Source organism: Methylobacterium sp. NEAU K (assembly GCF_030700285.1).
Taxonomy (GTDB): Bacteria; Pseudomonadota; Alphaproteobacteria; order Rhizobiales; family Beijerinckiaceae; genus Methylobacterium.
In genome coordinates this window covers 25,055-40,446 of sequence record NZ_JAUYZJ010000018.1, presented here as the reverse complement: position 1 = coordinate 40,446, position 15,392 = coordinate 25,055, and the positions used below count along the sequence as shown (strand labels likewise).

The following is a 15,392-nucleotide window of genomic DNA, read 5'->3' as shown; positions in this document are numbered from 1 at the left end:
TCAGCGCCGGAGCACCCTCTCCGTCGTCAAGCCGCCCGCAGGAGAAGCGCGATCGCCGCGATGCCCAGCGTCGCCATGGTCAGCAGGATGCCGCCGCCCCGGCAGGCGTACTGGCGCGGGGAGTTCGGCGGCGCGAACATGCCGACCGGATGCAGGATGCGGCCGACCAGCAGGGCGAGCAGAAGACCCTGCACAAGCCCATGGCCGGCGCCCCCGGCTTCCAGCAGGCCCACGAGGATCAGCGCCAGCGGCACGTATTCCGAGAAATTGGCGTGCGAGCGGACGCGCTTGAGCAGGACATCGTCGCCGCCGTCACCCACCAGGACGTTGCCGGAGACCCGGCTCGCCATGACCCATCCCGAAAGGCCCAGATAAAGGAGGGCGAGCAGCGCGGCGTAGAAGGCCGTGGTCGCGGGAAACATCATCGGCGCGGTCTCTCCTGTCGGGGGCTGCCGGTCCTTGAGCCGGACCCGGCCTTGCGTCACAAGGCGAGATAGGGCGCTCCGGCCCCGAGGGAGCCTGTTCGCCATGATCGACGACACGGAGCTTCTCGGGCGCGCCGAGGCGCTGATCGCCGCCTACGCGGCAGCCGGGCACATGATCGCCACCGCGGAATCGTGCACGGGCGGCCTCGTGGCGGGGCTGCTCACGGCGGTTCCGGGCTCCTCGACCGTGGTCGAACGGGGGTTCGTCACTTACTCGAACGCCGCCAAGGCGGAAGCTATCGGCGTGCCGATGGAGCTGATCCGCACGCAGGGCGCGGTCAGCGAAGCGGTGGCGCGGGCGATGGCCTCTGGGGCGCTGGCGGCGTCGCACGCCACGGTCGCAGTGGCGATCACCGGCGTCGCCGGGCCCGGTGGCGGCAGCGCGGAGAAGCCCGTCGGGCTCGTGCATTTCGGGTTGGCCCTGCGGGACGGCGGTCGGCGCCACCTGGAGCGGCGCTACGGCGACCTCGGGCGCGCGGGCATCCGTCGCGCCGCCGTCGCGGACGCCATCGGCCTCCTCGAAGGGGCGCTCGCGGACTGACCGGCCGGCACGGAGGCGATCGATGGACACGGTGACGACCCGGCTCTGCGTCGTCGGCGGCGGACCGGCCGGCATGATGGCCGGCCTGCTCTTCGCCCGCGCCGGGATCGCCGTGACCGTGCTGGAGAAGCACGCGGATTTCCTGCGCGATTTCCGCGGCGACACGATCCACCCCTCCACCCTGGATCTGATGGACGAGCTGGGGTTTTCCGAGCGCTTCCGTGCCCTGCCCCAGCGCCGGGTGGAGACCTTCTCCGGCGTCGTTGCGGGACGGAGCTACCGGGTCGCCGATTTCAGCCGGCTACCGACCCGCAACCGCTTCCTGTCCTTCATGCCGCAATGGGATTTTCTGGACTTTTTGGCCCGTGAGGCCGGGCAGTATCCAGAGTTCCGGCTGATCCGCCGTACCGAGGCGCGCGGTCTCATTGAGGCGGATGGCCGGGTGGTGGGCGTGCGGGCGGAGGGACCGGACGGGCCGCTGGAAATCCGCTCCGACCTCGTGCTCTGCGCGGACGGGCGCCACTCGCTCATGCGCGCGCAGGCGGGCTTCGCGCCCCGCACCTTCGGGGCCCCGATCGACGTGATGTGGTTCCGACTCCCGCGGCGGGACGGCGATCCGGAGGCGGCGGCCGGGCGGTTCGGCCCGGGGCGCATCCTGATCACCCTCGACCGGGGCGACACCTGGCAATGCGCCTACGTGGTACCGAAGGGCGGCGACACGGCGATCCGCGCGAAGGGCCTTCCGGCCTTCCGGGCTGCGGTCGGCGAGATCGCGCCGTTCCTGGCCGACCGCACCGGCGAGATCGCCGACTGGGACGCGGTGAAGCTCCTGACCGTCACGGTCGACCGGCTGGAGCGCTGGCACCGGCCGGGGCTGCTCTGTATCGGGGATGCCGCGCACGCGATGTCGCCGGTGGGCGGGGTCGGCATCAACCTCGCGATCCAGGATGCGGTCGCGGCGGCCAACATCCTGGTCGAACCCCTCCGGGCCGGCCGCCTCGCCGAGGCCGATCTCGCCCGCGTCCAGGCCCGGCGGATGTTTCCGGTGCGGGTGACGCAGGGGCTGCAGCGCGTGATCCAGTCCCGGGTCATCGCCGCGTCCCTCGAGGCCGACGCGCCGTTCCGGGCACCGCTCGCCCTGCGGATGCTCGACAGGCTGCCGATGCTCCAGGCCCTGCCCGCCCGGATGATCGGGATGGGCGTGCGGCCGGAGCATGTCCGCATGCCGGCTCGCGCCTGATCAGGCGGCCCGGTCGAGCGCCCTGCCCCGCCCGAGCATCGCGCCGAACAGATCCTTCGGGTCGTCCAGGTCCGGGACCAGATCGAGTTCGGGACCCGGACCCGCAAGGTCGCGCACGCAGCGCAACGCCGAGAAGTCTTCGAGGGCGAAGCCGACCGAGTCGAACACCGTCACCTGATCCGGCCCGGTGCGGCCCGGCGTCTCGCCGGCGATCACCCGCCACAGCTCGGTCACGGGGAAATCTGCCGGCATCTGCTGGATCTCGCCCTCGATCCGGGTCTGCGGCTCGTATTCCACGAACACGGCAGCGGACCGCAGGATGTCGACATGCAGCTCGGTCTTGCCCGGGCAATCGCCCCCGATGGCGTTGAGGTGCTGACCGGGCTCGATCAGGTCGGGGGTGAGGATCTTGGCGCGCGCCTTGTCGGCGGTGGCGGTGGTGACGATGTCGGCGCCGCGCACCGCGTCCGCCACGGACTTCGCGCAGGTGACGGAGAGCCCCCGGCCCTCCAGGTTCGCCCGAGCCTTGGCCATGGCGCCGGCATCCACGTCGAAGAGCCGCACCGCCTCGATGCCGTTGACGGCCTTAAAGGCCAGCGCCTGGAACTCGGCCTGCGCTCCGGTGCCGATCAGCGCGAGCGTGCGGCTGCCGGGACGGGCCAGCGCCGAGGCCGCCAGGGCCGAGGTCGCGGCGGTGCGCAGGGCCGTCAGCAGGGTCATCTCGGAGACGAGGAGCGGGTAGCCGGTGGCGACATCGGCCAGCACCCCGAAGGCCGCCACCGTGAGCCTGCCGGTCCGCGGGTTGCCGGGATGCCCGTTGACGAACTTGAACGCGTAGGTCCCCGCATCCGAGACCGGCATCAGCTCGATCACGCCGAGCGGCGACAGCGTGGCCAGCCGCGGTGCCCGGTCGAACGCCGTCCAGCGCCGGAAATCGGCGCGCAGATAGCCGGCGAGCCGGATCAGGAATGCCTCCGGCCCCTCGCGCCCGACCAGCGCCGCCATCTCAGCCGTGCCGATGTAGCGCACCACGTCGATCTCCCGCCCTCGCTTTTCGATCCCGCAGCGTGACCCGGGACGGATGGCGGTGTTGAGCCCGAGAAGTGATCATTCCGGGCACCGGGTCGCGCAGTCTGATAAGCTCTGCCGCTCAGAGTGCCGATGCGATGCCGGACGACCTCGACCACCGCCTGATCGCGCTGCTGCGTACCGATGCGCGGTTGCCGATCGCCAAGCTCGCGGCCGCCCTCGGCGTGACGCGCGCGACCGTGCGGGCCCGCCTCGACCGCCTGATCGAGACCGGCGTGATCCACGGCTTCACGGTCGTGCTCGCCCGCGACCTCGAACCGGGCGGCATGCGGGCGGTGGCGATGATCGAGGTGGACGGGCGCCACGCCGAGAGCGTGATCCGGCGCCTCGCCGGACTGCCCGAGATCCGCGCGCTCCACACCACCAACGGGCGCTGGGACATCGTCGCCGAGATCGAGGCGGAGTCTCTCCCGGCCTTCGACGCCCTGCTCCGGACGATCCGTCAGATCGACGGCATCGCCAATTCGGAGACGAGCCTGCTGCTGGGCGCGCGCAAGGGCGGCCGGTGAGGCCTGCGCCTTACGCCCCCGCGCCGTACATCCGGTTCGCCCGCCCCTCGAAGGCGTCGGTGAACTTGCGGAAGGCCCGGTCGAACATCGTGCCCATCAGCAGGCCGAGGGTGCGGCTCTTGAATTCGTAGGTGATGAAGAAATCGACGTTGCACGCCACCTCCGGCGCGTCCTTGAACAGCCAGCGGTTCTCCAGATGGCGGAACGGGCCGTCGATGTATTCGGCGACGATCTTGAAGTTCGCGGGATCGAGGCTGACCCGGGTGGTGAAGCGCTCGCGGATCGCCTTGTAGCCCACGCCCATCTCGGCGATCAGCACCTGGCCGCCGTCCGGCATGTCCTGGCGGCGGATCACCCGCAGGGATTCGCAGAGCGGCAGGAACTCCGGATAGCGCTCCACGTCGGCGACGAGGTCGTACATCTGCTGCGGCGAGTGCTTCACCGCGCGGGTGACCCGAAAGGACGGCATGGTCGTCGGATTTCCTCAGGCCGAGAGCGCAGGCGACAGTTTCGCGAGCCGGGCCGCCTGCAAGCGCGCGAAATCCTCGCCTGCATGGTGGGACGAGCGGGTCAGGGGCGTGGCCGAGACCAGCAGGAAACCCTTGGCGTAGGCGGTGGTCTCGTAGGTCTTGAATTCGTCGGGAGGCACGAAGCGCACGACCTCGTGGTGCTTCTTCGACGGCTGCAGATACTGTCCGATGGTGAGGAAGTCGACCTCGGCTGAGCGCAGGTCGTCCATGAGCTGCAGAACCTCGTTCCGCTCCTCGCCCAGCCCGACCATGATGCCCGACTTGGTGAAGATCGCAGGGTCGAGCTCCTTCACCCGCTGGAGCAGGCGCACCGAGTGGAAGTACCGGGCGCCGGGCCGGACCGTAAGGTACTTTGCCGGCACCGTCTCGAGGTTGTGGTTGAACACGTCGGGCTTGGCCGCGACCACCTCCTCCAGTGCGCCGTCCTTGCGCAGGAAGTCGGGGGTGAGGATCTCCACCGTGGTGCCGGGGCTCGCCCGCCGGATCGCCGCGATGGTCCGGGCGAAATGGGCGGCGCCGCCGTCCTTCAGGTCGTCGCGGTCCACCGACGTGATCACCACGTGGTGCAGGCCGAGCTTGGCCACCGAGTCGCCGATCTTCTCGGGTTCCTGGGCGTCGAGTGCGTCGGGCAGGCCGGTGCGCACGTTGCAGAAGGCGCAGGCCCGCGTGCAGGTGTCGCCCATGATCATGAAGGTGGCGTGCCGCTTCTCCCAGCACTCGCCGATATTGGGACAGCCGGCCTCCTCGCAGACCGTGACGAGGCCGTGCTCGCGCACGATCTTCTGGGTCTCGGCCCAGGCCTTGGAGCCCGGCGCCTTCACGCGGATCCAGTCGGGCTTCCTCGCCTGGACGGGCTGGTCGGGCCGGTGCGCCTTCTCCGGGTGGCGCAGGCGCACCGGCCGCGGATCGTTCTTCAGGATGTCGAGGACGACGGCCATGCCACACCGCGGGGAGGCGCCCGTGGGCGCGGTCGGGATCGCCCTGACTTAAGGTGCAAGACCCCGCGCCGCAAACCGCCGCGACGCCGGGACGCCATGCGGCGGTTGAGGATGCGGCGTTTCCGTCAGATCCCGAGGAACCGCACGAACAGCCCGGCCAGCACCGCCCCGACCACGGGTCCGGCGACCGGGATCAGCGCGTAGCCCCAGTCGGAATGGCCCTTTCCGGCGATCGGCAGGACGGCGTGAGCGAGCCGGGGCCCGAGGTCGCGGGCGGGGTTGATGGCGTAGCCGGTGGTGCCGCCGAGCGAGAGGCCGATGCCCCAGACCAGCATGCCGACCATGTAGGGTGCGACTCCGCGCGGGATCGTCCCCGCGACACCGACCGCGTTGGTCACGAGGGCCGAGATCGTCAGGATCAGGAAGAAGGTGGCGATGATCTCGGACATCCAGTTGGCCTTCGCGTCCCGAATCGCCGGCCCCGTGCAGAAGCAGGCGAGCTTGAGGTCCTGCTCCGGGGTCGCCGCCCAGTGGGGCAGGTAGTGGAGCCAGACGATCGCGGCGCCCACGAAGGCGCCGAGCATCTGCGCCGGGATGAAGACCGCGAGCTTCGAGAAATCCCCGGAGCTGACGGCGCCCGCCACGGTCACGGCGGGGTTGAGGTGCGCGTCGGGGCTGCCGGTCGCCGTGGCGACGAAGATCCCGGCGAGGACGCCGAAGGCCCATCCGGCGGTGATCGCGATCCAGCCCGCATTCTCGCCCTTGGACTTCTTGAGCAGCGCGCCGGCGACGACGCCGTCCCCCAGCACGATCAGCGTCATCGTGCCGAGGAATTCGCCCAGGAATGGCGATGTCATGGTCTTCTCTCCCCAATTTTATTGTTTCTTTTCAAAAATTTGGCCCGCACGTATCGCGTGCGGGCCAAGGCCGTCCGATCAATCCGCGTCCGTCTTCCAGTCGAAGGACCGCTGCACCGCCCGGCCCCAGGCGGAAGCGATCTTCTCGCGCTGGCCGGCATCCATCTTGGGCGTCCAGCGCTTGTCGACGCCCCAGTTGCGCTTGAGGTCGTCGAGGCCCTTCCAGTAGCCGACCGCCAGGCCGGCCGCGTAGGCGGCGCCGAGCGCCGTGGTCTCGGAGACCTTCGGGCGCACCACCGGCACGTCGAGCATGTCGGACTGGAACTGCATCAGCGTGGTGTTGGCGACCATGCCGCCATCCGCCCGTAACTCCTTGACCGGGATGCCGGAATCCTGGGCCATCGCCTGCAGCACCTCGCGGGTCTGGAAGGCGGTCGCCTCCAGAACCGAGCGGGCGATGTGGCCGCGGTTGACGTAGCGGGTCAGCCCGATGATCAGGCCGCGGGCGCCCTCGTTCCAGTGCGGCGCGTAGAGGCCCGAGAAGGCCGGCACGAAGTAGACCCCGCCATTGTCCTCCACGGTCGTGGCCAGCGTCTCGACCTCGGCCGAATCCTTGATCATGTGAAGGTTGTCGCGCAGCCACTGCACCAGGGCGCCCGTGATGGCGATCGAGCCCTCGAGCGCATAGGCGGGCTTCTGGCCGTCGAGGCGGTAGGCCAGGGTCGTGACGAGGCCGGCCTTCGAGGGGACCGGCTCGGCGCCGGTGTTCATCAGCGCGAAGCAGCCGGTGCCGTAGGTGTTCTTGGCCTCGCCGGGCGCGAAGCAGGTCTGCCCGAACAGGGCCGCCTGCTGGTCGCCCAGGATACCGGCGATCGGCACCCCCGCGAACGGGGCCTTGGTCTCGCCGTAGACCTCGCTCGACGAGACGATCTTGGGCAGCATCGCCTTCGGGATGCCGAAGACGCTCAGCATGCCGTCGTCCCATTCCAGGGTCTTGAGCGACATCAGCTGCGTGCGGCTGGCATTGGTCACGTCGGTGACGTGGAGGCCGTCCTCGGTGCCGCCGGTGAGGTTCCAGACCAGCCAGGTGTCGATGTTGCCGAACAGCACGTCGCCGGCCTCGGCCCGCTCCCGGGCGCCGTCCACGTGGTCCAGGAGCCAGCGCAGCTTGAGCCCCGAAAAATAACTCGCCAGCGGCAGCCCGGTGAGGTCGCGGAACCGGTCACGGCCGCCGTCGCGGGCGAACTCGGCCACCAGCCGGTCGTTGCGGGTGTCCTGCCAGACCAGGGCGTTGTGCAGCGGCTTGCCGGTCCGCCGGTCCCAGATCAGCGTGGTCTCGCGCTGGTTGGTGATGCCGATGGAGGCGAGGTCGGTGGGCTGGAGGCCGGCCTTGTCCAGGGCCTCGCGCATCACCCCTTGCGTCTTCGTCCAGATCTCGGCGGCGTCGTGCTCGACATGGCCCGGAGCCGGATAGATCTGCGCATGCTCGGCCTGGGCCAGCGCGATCACGCTGCCCTCGCGATCGAACACCATGAAGCGGCTGCTCGTGGTGCCCTGGTCGATGGCCCCGACGTAACGGCTCATCGTCACCTCCCTGTTTGCCCGATCGGTCTCGCGCCGACTCGGGTCCGAAAAGACTCGCGTCCGAAAAAACTCGGGTCCGAAAGCTCAGGCCGCCTCGGCCTTGCGGTCGAGGTAGGCGGCAAGCCGCGCCGCGCTCTCCGGGCCGGTGCGCAGGCCGAGCTTCGAACGCCGCCAGAGGATGTCCTCCGCGGTAACCGCCCACTCTTCCGTCCGGAGATAATCGACCTCGGCCGCCGTGAGGCCTCCGTCGAAGGCCTCGCCGAGATCGGCCATGGACTGGGCGGTCCCGACGATGTCGCGCGTCCGCGTCCCGTAGGCGCGGGCCAGGCGCCGCGCGGTCTCGGCAGGCAGGAACGGCTTCTCGGCCTTCAGCTTGGCCAGGAACTGGTCGAAATCGGCATCCCGCATGGCCCCGCCGGGCAGAATCGCGTCCCCGGTCCAGGCGCCCTTGAGGCCGGGGAAGAACGGCTTCAGCTTCTCCAGCGCGTGCTCGGCCAGCCGCCGGTAGGTCGTGATCTTGCCGCCGAACACCGACAGCACCGCCGCCCGGCCGCCCTGGTCTTCCACGTCCAGGACGTAGTCGCGGGTCACCGCCGAGGCGTTCTCGGCCGCGTCGTCGTAGAGCGGGCGCACCCCCGAATAGCTCCAGACCACGTCGGCCGGGCCGATGCGGGTTTCGAAGGAACGGTTGATGCAGCCGCAGAGGTAGTCGGTCTCCTCCGGGGAGATCGAGACCGATCCCGGCTCGCCGTCATAGGGCACGTCCGTGGTGCCGATCAGCGTGAAGTCGCGCTCGTAGGGGATCGCGAAGACGATCCGCTTGTCGGGCTGCTGCAGGATGTAGGCCTGATCGCCCGTGAACAGCCGCTTCACCACGATGTGGCTGCCCTTGATCAGGCGCACGGCCGCGCGGCTGTTGATGCCGAGCGTGCTGCCGAGCGTTGCGCTGACCCAGGGACCGGCCGCGTTGACCACGGCCTTCGCCCGGACGGTGCGCTCGGCCCCGCCGCGCTCGTCGCGGAGCGTCGCGACCCAGCCGTCACCTTCGCGCCGGGCCGAGACCACGCCGGTGCGGGTCAGCACCGTGGCGCCATGCTCGCGCGCGTCCATGGCGTTGAGCACGACGAGGCGGCTATCCTCCACCCAGCAGTCGGAATAGACGAAGCCGCGGGTGAGCCGTTTCTGCAGCGGCGCACCGTACGGGGAACTGCGCAGGTCCACCGACGTCGAGCCCGGCAGCGTGCGCAGCCGCGCAAGATGGTCGTACAGGAACAGGCCGAGCCGCAGCATCCAGGCCGGGCGCAGGCCCTCGTCGTGGGGCAGTACGAATCGCAGCGGCCAGATTACGTGGGGGGCGAGCCGGAGCAGCCGCTCGCGCTCGGCGAGCGCCTCGCGCACGAGGCGGAACTCGTAATATTCAAGGTAGCGCAGGCCGCCGTGGATCAGCTTCGTCGACGACGACGAGGTGAAGCCGGCCAGATCCCCGCGCTCGGCCAGCAGGACCGAGAGGCCGCGGCCGGACGCATCGCGCGCGATGCCGGTCCCGTTGATGCCGCCGCCGATGACCAGGAGATCGTAGGCGTCGGACGGCGTGCGCTGGCGCGTTGCTGCCGCCATTGTTCCTCCAATCCCGCCCTTGTGGCGGGTTGAGGATATATTGAGCGGGTCACAAATTTTCGCAAGCGAAAAAACGATGTTCGTTATGGTTCGTCGTCTGCGACGGCCAGGGTGACGCCCTGTCGCTCGATCATGGCGACGATCTCCGGCGGGGGCATCCGGTCGGTGAAGAAGGTGTCGATCTGGTCGAGCCGCCCGACCTGCACCATGGGCCGGCGGGTGAACTTGGTGTGGTCTGCCACCAGGAAGGTCCTGCGGGCATGGGCCAGGATGGTCTGCGTCGCCCGCACCTCCTCGTAATCGTAGTCCAGCAGGGCGCCGTCGGCATCGATGCCGCTGATGCCGATCACCGCCACGTCGACCCGGAACTGGCTGAGCGTGTCGCAGGTGAGCTGCCCGAGCACCGCGCCGTCGCGGTTGCGCACGGTGCCCCCCGCCACAACGATGCGGAATTCGGTGGCTTCGGCCAGGGAGATCGCCACGTTGAGGTTGTTGGTGATGACGCTGAGGTCATCGTGCCGGGTCAGTTCCCGGGCCACCGCCTCCGGGGTGGTGCCGATGTTCACGAAGACCGAGCAGTGCGACGGGATCCGGCTGGCCGCGAGCCGGCCGATCCGGGTCTTCTCGGGCAGCAGAGTCACCCGTCGGTCGGCATAGTCGATGTTCTCCACGCTGGAGGGCAGGCCGCCGCCGCCGCGGTAGCGCTCCAGCCTCCCCTCGGCGCTGAGTTCGTTCAGGTCGCGCCGGATCGTCTGCACGGTGACGCCGAACTGCGTCGCCAGGGCCTCGATGGTGACGAAGCCGCGCTGGCGCACCGACGCCACGATGGCACTGCGCCGTCCTTCGACGCCGGTCGCCTCGATCCTGTCGTCGGATCTCCGGTCGAGCGGTCGTGACATCGGGACTCCCTGGATTCCCCCGGCACCGCCGGGCCGGCCTACCCTTCCGGGTGCGGATGTTCGTTTGCGAACATCTTCCGGTTGAGACGGCTTTCGCATGAGAGTGAACCGACCCGCCTCTCCGGGCAACCGTATCCGTCGCGGGACGACCGCGCGCCATGACCCGGGCGCCGTGAAGGCTCGGCTCTGGGCGCCGCGAAGGCTTGGGCGCCGCGAAGGCTTGGGCGCCATGAAAAAAGGCCCGCCGCAGGTGCGACAGGCCTGAACGTCCCAGCGGTGCCGCCGAGTGGCGGCACCCGGGCCGATCACATCTGATGGTGCATCCGGCGGTGGTGCTTCATCATGCGCTTGTGCTTCATGCGCTTGCGCATCATCGGCCGCCGAGCCGGCGCGGCGCCCTGCTCCATGGCGGCGGCTTCGCCCGCGCGCTCGACCCCACCGCGGGGGCCGCCGGCCTGTGCGCCGATGTTGTTGTAGGGGGCGTTGCCCTGAGCGTACGCGGAGCCCGCGAGCAGCGTCAGCGACGCGGCGGCCAACAGTAGTTTCCTCATGATCAATCCCTGGCGTAGTCCGGCGCAGGCGAGGCGTCGCTCGTCGTCTGGAACGGCGCCGCTGCGTCGGAAAATAAGCGGGTTGGGTGAGACTTGGTTCCCCGGTGCCGCGACGGATCGATCGGGCGATTGCCTGGCGCGCTCTCGCGGCCTATCTCGCGACCAGTCCCGGCTCGTCCCGCGACCGCGTATCAGAGGCAGGGGGTGGCGGTGGCCAGCAGCGGTTCGGCCTATCTCCTCCTCGACGTGGCCGGAACGCCCTGCGCCCTGCCCCGCGCCGCCGTCGCCGAAATCCTGCCGCTGCCGGATCTGCACAATCCGCCCGCCACCGGGGGCTGGCTGGCCGGCTTCCTCAATCTCGGCGGCGCGCCGGTTCCGGTGATCGATCTGGCGACCCTGCTGGGCCTGCGCCCGGCCGCCTCCGAGCCCGGCCTCTACGCGCATCTCGTGCTCACGCGGGGCGAGGCGACCGCATATCTGGTCGATCGCGTCGCCGATCTCGTGAGCGTGCCCGAGGCTGCGATCCGGCCGGCCGAGGAGGCCGGGACCCTCAACGGCTGCGTCGCCGCCGAGATCGTCATCGGCGACCGCCTCGTCCACGCCCTCGCCACCGAGAGCCTCCTGACCGCAAAGGAGCGGGCCCGGGTCGCGGCGCTGGCGCAGGCCGCCGCCGAGCGCCTTGCCGCGCTTCCCCCCACCGCCTGATCCCGCGATGCCCCGCACGGGCCATTCCCGCCCAGATCCGGCCGACCCGGCCTATGCCGAGCTGAAGGCGCGGATCATCACGCGCACCGGTCACCACTACTATGCCGACAAGGACGACCTCCTGGTCGAGCGGCTGCGCCGGCGCTTCCGCGCGACGTCGGTGCCGGACTGCACCGGTTACGGGACCCTCCTGGCCGACGGCCAGCGCGGCGAGGCCGAATGGGCGAATCTCGAGGCCGAGATCACGGTCGGCGAGACCTTCTTCTTCCGGTATGCCGAGCAGTTCCAAGCCCTGCGCGAGACGATTCTGCCGGGGCTGATCGCGGCGCGGGAGCCCGAGCGCACCCTGCGGATCTGGAGTGCCGGGTGTTCGACGGGGGCCGAGGCCTACTCGCTGGCGATCCTGGTCCGTGAGGCCCTCGGCGAAGCCCTGCCCGACTGGCGGGTCAACATCCTCGGGACCGACATCAGCGGCGAGGCGCTGGCGACCGCGCGCGCGGCCGAGTACGGCCGCTGGGCCCTGCGCACGATGCCCCCTGAGGAGCGTCTGCGCTACTTCACGCGCCTGCCCCCCGCGCCCGGCATCCACCGCGAGGGCGGCTACGCCCTGCGGCCGGAATTCCGCGCGCTGGTCCGGTTCGAGCGCGGCAACCTCCTGAGGCTCGCCGAGCCGATGCCTCTGCAGGGCGAGGGGTTCGACCTGATCCTGTGCCGCAACGTGTTGATCTATTTCAACGCCGAGACGGTCTCCGGGGTGGTGCGCGGTCTCGGCCGCAGGCTGCGGAAGGACGGCTGGCTGCTCCTCGGCCATGCCGAGCCGAGCCCGGCCTTCTCGGCCTTCCTCGACCCCGTCAGCCTGCCCGGCACCGTGGCCTATCGCCGCCTTGAGGACGCGGTTCCGCCACCCGCCCCCTGGCCGGTGCTCTCCGCCGCCAGCCGTGCCATGCCGGAGCCGGACCCGGTGCGGCGGACCCGGGCGGGCGATGAATCGTGGGAGGTCCAGGGCTCCGTCGGTCCTGTCGCGGCCCTGGCTCCGCATCTTGCGCCCGCCGCCTCGGCGGCGTTCGCGCGGCCCGGTGCGGCAGGCGACGACACGCAGGCCGCGGACGAGGCACAGGCCGGAGACCTCGATCGCATCCGCGCCCTGGCGGATGCGGGCGAGACCGGCGCGGCCTGGCGGGCGCTGCACACCGCCCTCGACCGGGATCCGACCGTTCCCGCCTTGCGCTTCTACGAAGGTCTGCTGGCCCGCAGCCTCGGCCGGGACGCGGAGGCCGAGCGGGCGCTGCGGGCGGCGCTCTACCTCGACCGGGGCTTCGTGATGGCCCATTACCATCTCGGGCTGCTGCTCGTCGCCCTGGGCCGCCCGGAGGAGGCGGCCCGCGCCCTCGACAACGCCGTCGCCCTGAGCCAAGCCCTCAGGCCGGACATGACCCTGCCCGAGGGGGACGGCGCGGCGGCCGGCGAGATCGCCGCCGGGGCGGCCGCGGCCCGCGCCGGGCTCGTCGCGTCCCGCCGCACTGGCACTGGCAGCAGGAGTTCCTGATGGAGGCGCGCCCGAGCGCACAGGCGCGGGGCCCACGGCCGCGAACCGAGCGGGACCTGCGGGCCGAGCGCGCCGCGGCTCTGGCCCGGAGGGGCGCCGCCGCGGCACGGTCGGAGGAAGGCGCCGACCACCTCGTCTGCACCTGCGGGGGCGAGCGCTACGGGCTGCCGCTGGCCGCCGTGGCGCAGGTGCTGCCGATGCGCCCCTGCACGCCGATGCCCGGCGCGATGCCCGCGCTGATCGGCCTGATCGCACTCTCGGGCCGGATCGTCGGTGTCCTCGGCCTCGCCCGCGCCCTGGGCCGGCCGCAGCCATCGTCCGAGGCGGGGCCGGACGCGGGCCATCTGGTCGTGCTGCGCGCAACCCAGAGCCAGACGCAGCCCATCGCCCTCGCGGTCGACCGGGTGCTGGGAATCGTCCGCGCGCCGGGATCTGCCGCCGGGGGGCTGCCGGACGGCACGGACCCCGACGGATTGGGAAACGAGGCCGCTTCGGGTTATGCCCCCGCGGCGGCCGGCGACGACCGCCCCGACTTCGTCGTCATCGACCTCGCTCGCCTCCTGCGCCGCGCGCTGCCCTGACCGCGCCGGCGCGCCCCCAACCGGAGCCACCCCCGACCGTGACGCTCTCGATCGGAAGACGCATCCTCCTCGGCTTCGTCGCCGTCACGGTGGTGATCGTGGCCCTCGGCCTCTATGCGCTGGAGCAGATCGGTTCGGTGCGCGACACCACCGACATGATCGTCCGCCGCGACATGTCGGTCCTGCGCCAACTCGACGATCTGGGGAACGAGGCCCGCGACCTCGGGCTCCTGCGCCGCAACGCCGTGATCGCGATGCTGTCGCAGGGCCAGGCGACGGTGGTGCGCACCGACGAAACCGTGGCCGCCTGGCGCCAGACCGCCGCCCAGGTCGAGAACCGCCTCGCCGCCATCCTCCAGCTCTCCACCGAGTACCGGGCCCAATCGGCCTCCGCCGAGCGCCGTTCCGTCTGGGAGCGGACCGCCACGGCGGCGACCGAGGCTCAGCGCACCTTCCGCGAGGTCCGGAGCGCGAGCGAGGCGCAGTTCGCGGCGATCGCCAAGCAGGACACCGCCGCGGTCGAGGCCCGCAACGACGAGATCATCCGACTGCAGGCGCCGTTCCTGGACGGGATCCGGAACCTCCGCACCCTGCTCGATGGCGGCATGGCCCTCGGCCAGCGCGCCGCGCAGGAGGTCTACGAGCGCTCGCGCCTCTCGATCTACCTGACGCTGGCCGCCGCCGTGCTGCTCGCGATCCTCGTCACGTGGCTCATCAGCCGAGCGGTGGTGCGCCCGCTCGAAACGGTGATGGCCTTCGTGGAACGGGTCGGCGAAGGCGACCTCTCGGGCCGGCTGGAAGCGCGCGGTGGCGACGAGATCGGCCGCCTCGGCGTCACCCTGAACGCCATGGTGGCCGGCCTCTCCGACCTCGCGCGGACGAACCGCGCCGCCACGGCCGACCTGAACGCCGCCGCGGCCGAGATCCGCGCCTCGGCGCAGGAGCAGGCGGCCTCGGTCGAGCAGCAATTCGCCGCCGTGCAGGAGACCGCCGCCACGGTCGACGAGATCACCCATTCGGGCGCCCAGATCAGCAAGCGCGCCACCGAGGTGATCGCCACCGCGCAGGCCACCGCGCAGACGTCGCGCCAGGGGCTGCGCGCCGTGTCCGATACCGCCAAGGCCATGGACGCCATCCGCGAGCAGGCCGAGGCGGTGGCCGGCAACATCGTCAGCCTCTCCGAGAAGACACAGACGATCGGCGACATCATCGAGACGGTCAACGACATCTCGGAGCGCACGCATCTCCTCGCGCTCAACGCGGCGATCGAGGCCGCCGCCGCCGGGGAGAACGGGCGCAGCTTCGCGGTCGTCGCCTCGGAGATGAAGCTGCTGGCCGACCAAGCGAAGGCGGCCACCGGCCAGGTCCGCGGGATCCTCGGCGAGATCCAGCGCGGCATCAACACATCGGTGATGCTCACCGAGGAGGCGGTCAAGCGCGCGGCGGCCGGCAAGACCCGCTCCGACACGACCCAGCGCACCATCGAGGAGATCACCGCCCGGGTCGAGGAGAACGTGCAGACCTTCCAGCAGATCGTGGCCTCCACGAACCAGCAGCAGCTGGGCATCGAGCAGGTGATGGGCGCCCTGCAGAACATCCGGCAGGCGAGCCAGCAGACGGCGGCCGGAACCCGGCAGGTCGAGACGGCCTCGGCCAATCTCACCGAGTTGGCCCAGGCCCTCATGGCCCTCGCCGAACGCTATCGGCACTGAGGCCGGAT

The 15,392-nt window shown here is 70.9% G+C and carries 16 protein-coding genes; 7 read left to right on the top strand and 9 right to left on the bottom strand.

From position 1 onward, the window contains the following. Positions 1 to 26: 26 nt before the first annotated feature. On the bottom strand, positions 27 to 425 hold the full coding sequence (locus Q8W67_RS15625; protein WP_305547085.1) for an MAPEG family protein: 399 nt from the start codon (positions 423 to 425) through the stop codon (positions 27 to 29). A 103-nt stretch (positions 426 to 528) separates the two neighbouring features. Here Q8W67_RS15625 and Q8W67_RS15620 point away from each other — a divergent pair, with 103 nt between their 5' ends. Both Q8W67_RS15620 and Q8W67_RS15615 read left to right on the top strand, forming a co-directional pair. Continuing rightward, positions 529 to 1,026: a CinA family protein gene (locus Q8W67_RS15620; RefSeq protein ID WP_305547083.1), complete on the top strand. Its 498-nt coding sequence runs from the start codon at positions 529 to 531 to the stop codon at positions 1,024 to 1,026. A gap of 22 nt (positions 1,027 to 1,048) precedes the next feature. Then, complete coding sequence (locus Q8W67_RS15615; protein ID WP_305547081.1) at positions 1,049 to 2,266, top strand: FAD-dependent oxidoreductase; 1,218 nt, start codon at positions 1,049 to 1,051, stop codon at positions 2,264 to 2,266. Here the strand turns inward: Q8W67_RS15615 and Q8W67_RS15610 are convergent, their stop codons facing one another. After that, positions 2,267 to 3,304 (bottom strand): ornithine cyclodeaminase, encoded by a 1,038-nt coding sequence (locus Q8W67_RS15610; RefSeq protein WP_305547211.1) that lies wholly within the window; start codon positions 3,302 to 3,304, stop codon positions 2,267 to 2,269. Positions 3,305 to 3,432: 128 nt separating this feature from the next. Here Q8W67_RS15610 and Q8W67_RS15605 point away from each other — a divergent pair, with 128 nt between their 5' ends. Then, positions 3,433 to 3,864, top strand: coding sequence for an Lrp/AsnC family transcriptional regulator (locus Q8W67_RS15605; RefSeq protein ID WP_305547079.1), 432 nt, complete (start codon positions 3,433 to 3,435; stop codon positions 3,862 to 3,864). Between the two features lie 10 nt (positions 3,865 to 3,874). Here Q8W67_RS15605 and Q8W67_RS15600 read toward each other — a convergent pair whose 3' ends face one another. The 7 genes from Q8W67_RS15600 to Q8W67_RS15570 form a co-directional block, all read right to left on the bottom strand. Beyond that, on the bottom strand, positions 3,875 to 4,333 hold the full coding sequence (locus Q8W67_RS15600) for a type II toxin-antitoxin system RatA family toxin (protein WP_305547077.1): 459 nt from the start codon (positions 4,331 to 4,333) through the stop codon (positions 3,875 to 3,877). Positions 4,334 to 4,348: 15 nt separating this feature from the next. Then, entirely contained in the window at positions 4,349 to 5,332 is a 984-nt protein-coding gene (gene lipA / locus Q8W67_RS15595; RefSeq protein WP_305547075.1) for a lipoyl synthase, read from the bottom strand. Between the two features lie 125 nt (positions 5,333 to 5,457). Next, complete coding sequence (locus tag Q8W67_RS15590; RefSeq protein WP_305547073.1) at positions 5,458 to 6,189, bottom strand: MIP/aquaporin family protein; 732 nt, start codon at positions 6,187 to 6,189, stop codon at positions 5,458 to 5,460. A 78-nt stretch (positions 6,190 to 6,267) separates the two neighbouring features. Continuing rightward, a complete protein-coding gene (glpK, locus tag Q8W67_RS15585; RefSeq protein ID WP_305547071.1) occupies positions 6,268 to 7,773 on the bottom strand; it encodes a glycerol kinase GlpK in 1,506 nt (501 codons plus the stop codon). A gap of 84 nt (positions 7,774 to 7,857) precedes the next feature. Then, complete coding sequence (gene glpD / locus Q8W67_RS15580; protein WP_305547069.1) at positions 7,858 to 9,390, bottom strand: glycerol-3-phosphate dehydrogenase; 1,533 nt, start codon at positions 9,388 to 9,390, stop codon at positions 7,858 to 7,860. A gap of 83 nt (positions 9,391 to 9,473) precedes the next feature. Next, a complete protein-coding gene (locus tag Q8W67_RS15575) occupies positions 9,474 to 10,289 on the bottom strand; it encodes a DeoR/GlpR family DNA-binding transcription regulator (protein WP_305547067.1) in 816 nt (271 codons plus the stop codon). A gap of 305 nt (positions 10,290 to 10,594) precedes the next feature. Further along, positions 10,595 to 10,840, bottom strand: coding sequence for a hypothetical protein (locus Q8W67_RS15570; RefSeq protein WP_305547065.1), 246 nt, complete (start codon positions 10,838 to 10,840; stop codon positions 10,595 to 10,597). A 210-nt stretch (positions 10,841 to 11,050) separates the two neighbouring features. Here Q8W67_RS15570 and Q8W67_RS15565 point away from each other — a divergent pair, with 210 nt between their 5' ends. The 4 genes from Q8W67_RS15565 to Q8W67_RS15550 are packed head-to-tail and all read left to right on the top strand — an operon-like array spanning position 11,051 to position 15,384. Next, positions 11,051 to 11,545, top strand: coding sequence for a chemotaxis protein CheW (locus Q8W67_RS15565; protein ID WP_305547210.1), 495 nt, complete (start codon positions 11,051 to 11,053; stop codon positions 11,543 to 11,545). Between the two features lie 7 nt (positions 11,546 to 11,552). Next, positions 11,553 to 13,091, top strand: a complete 1,539-nt coding sequence (locus Q8W67_RS15560; RefSeq protein ID WP_305547063.1) for a protein-glutamate O-methyltransferase CheR — start codon at positions 11,553 to 11,555, stop codon at positions 13,089 to 13,091. Next, positions 13,091 to 13,672 (top strand): chemotaxis protein CheW, encoded by a 582-nt coding sequence (locus tag Q8W67_RS15555; protein ID WP_305547061.1) that lies wholly within the window; start codon positions 13,091 to 13,093, stop codon positions 13,670 to 13,672. Before Q8W67_RS15560 ends, Q8W67_RS15555 begins: the two co-directional genes overlap by 1 nt. A 38-nt stretch (positions 13,673 to 13,710) precedes the next feature. Further along, entirely contained in the window at positions 13,711 to 15,384 is a 1,674-nt protein-coding gene (locus tag Q8W67_RS15550) for a methyl-accepting chemotaxis protein (RefSeq protein WP_305547059.1), read from the top strand. The last annotated feature ends 8 nt before the right edge of the window (positions 15,385 to 15,392 follow it).

What these genes read in the sequence shown, in the direction of transcription:
- Q8W67_RS15625 (WP_305547085.1), bottom strand. Translation starts at nt 425, where the DNA reads ATGATGTTTCCCGCGACCACGGCCTTCTACGCCGCGCTGCTCGCCCTC.
- Q8W67_RS15620 (WP_305547083.1), top strand. Translation starts at nt 529, where the DNA reads ATGATCGACGACACGGAGCTTCTCGGGCGCGCCGAGGCGCTGATCGCC.
- Q8W67_RS15615 (WP_305547081.1), top strand. Translation starts at nt 1,049, where the DNA reads ATGGACACGGTGACGACCCGGCTCTGCGTCGTCGGCGGCGGACCGGCC.
- Q8W67_RS15605 (WP_305547079.1), top strand. Translation starts at nt 3,433, where the DNA reads ATGCCGGACGACCTCGACCACCGCCTGATCGCGCTGCTGCGTACCGAT.
- Q8W67_RS15600 (WP_305547077.1), bottom strand. Translation starts at nt 4,333, where the DNA reads ATGCCGTCCTTTCGGGTCACCCGCGCGGTGAAGCACTCGCCGCAGCAG.
- lipA (WP_305547075.1), bottom strand. Translation starts at nt 5,332, where the DNA reads ATGGCCGTCGTCCTCGACATCCTGAAGAACGATCCGCGGCCGGTGCGC.
- Q8W67_RS15590 (WP_305547073.1), bottom strand. Translation starts at nt 6,189, where the DNA reads ATGACATCGCCATTCCTGGGCGAATTCCTCGGCACGATGACGCTGATC.
- glpK (WP_305547071.1), bottom strand. Translation starts at nt 7,773, where the DNA reads ATGAGCCGTTACGTCGGGGCCATCGACCAGGGCACCACGAGCAGCCGC.
- glpD (WP_305547069.1), bottom strand. Translation starts at nt 9,390, where the DNA reads ATGGCGGCAGCAACGCGCCAGCGCACGCCGTCCGACGCCTACGATCTC.
- Q8W67_RS15575 (WP_305547067.1), bottom strand. Translation starts at nt 10,289, where the DNA reads ATGTCACGACCGCTCGACCGGAGATCCGACGACAGGATCGAGGCGACC.
- Q8W67_RS15570 (WP_305547065.1), bottom strand. Translation starts at nt 10,840, where the DNA reads ATGAGGAAACTACTGTTGGCCGCCGCGTCGCTGACGCTGCTCGCGGGC.
- Q8W67_RS15560 (WP_305547063.1), top strand. Translation starts at nt 11,553, where the DNA reads ATGCCCCGCACGGGCCATTCCCGCCCAGATCCGGCCGACCCGGCCTAT.
- Q8W67_RS15555 (WP_305547061.1), top strand. Translation starts at nt 13,091, where the DNA reads ATGGAGGCGCGCCCGAGCGCACAGGCGCGGGGCCCACGGCCGCGAACC.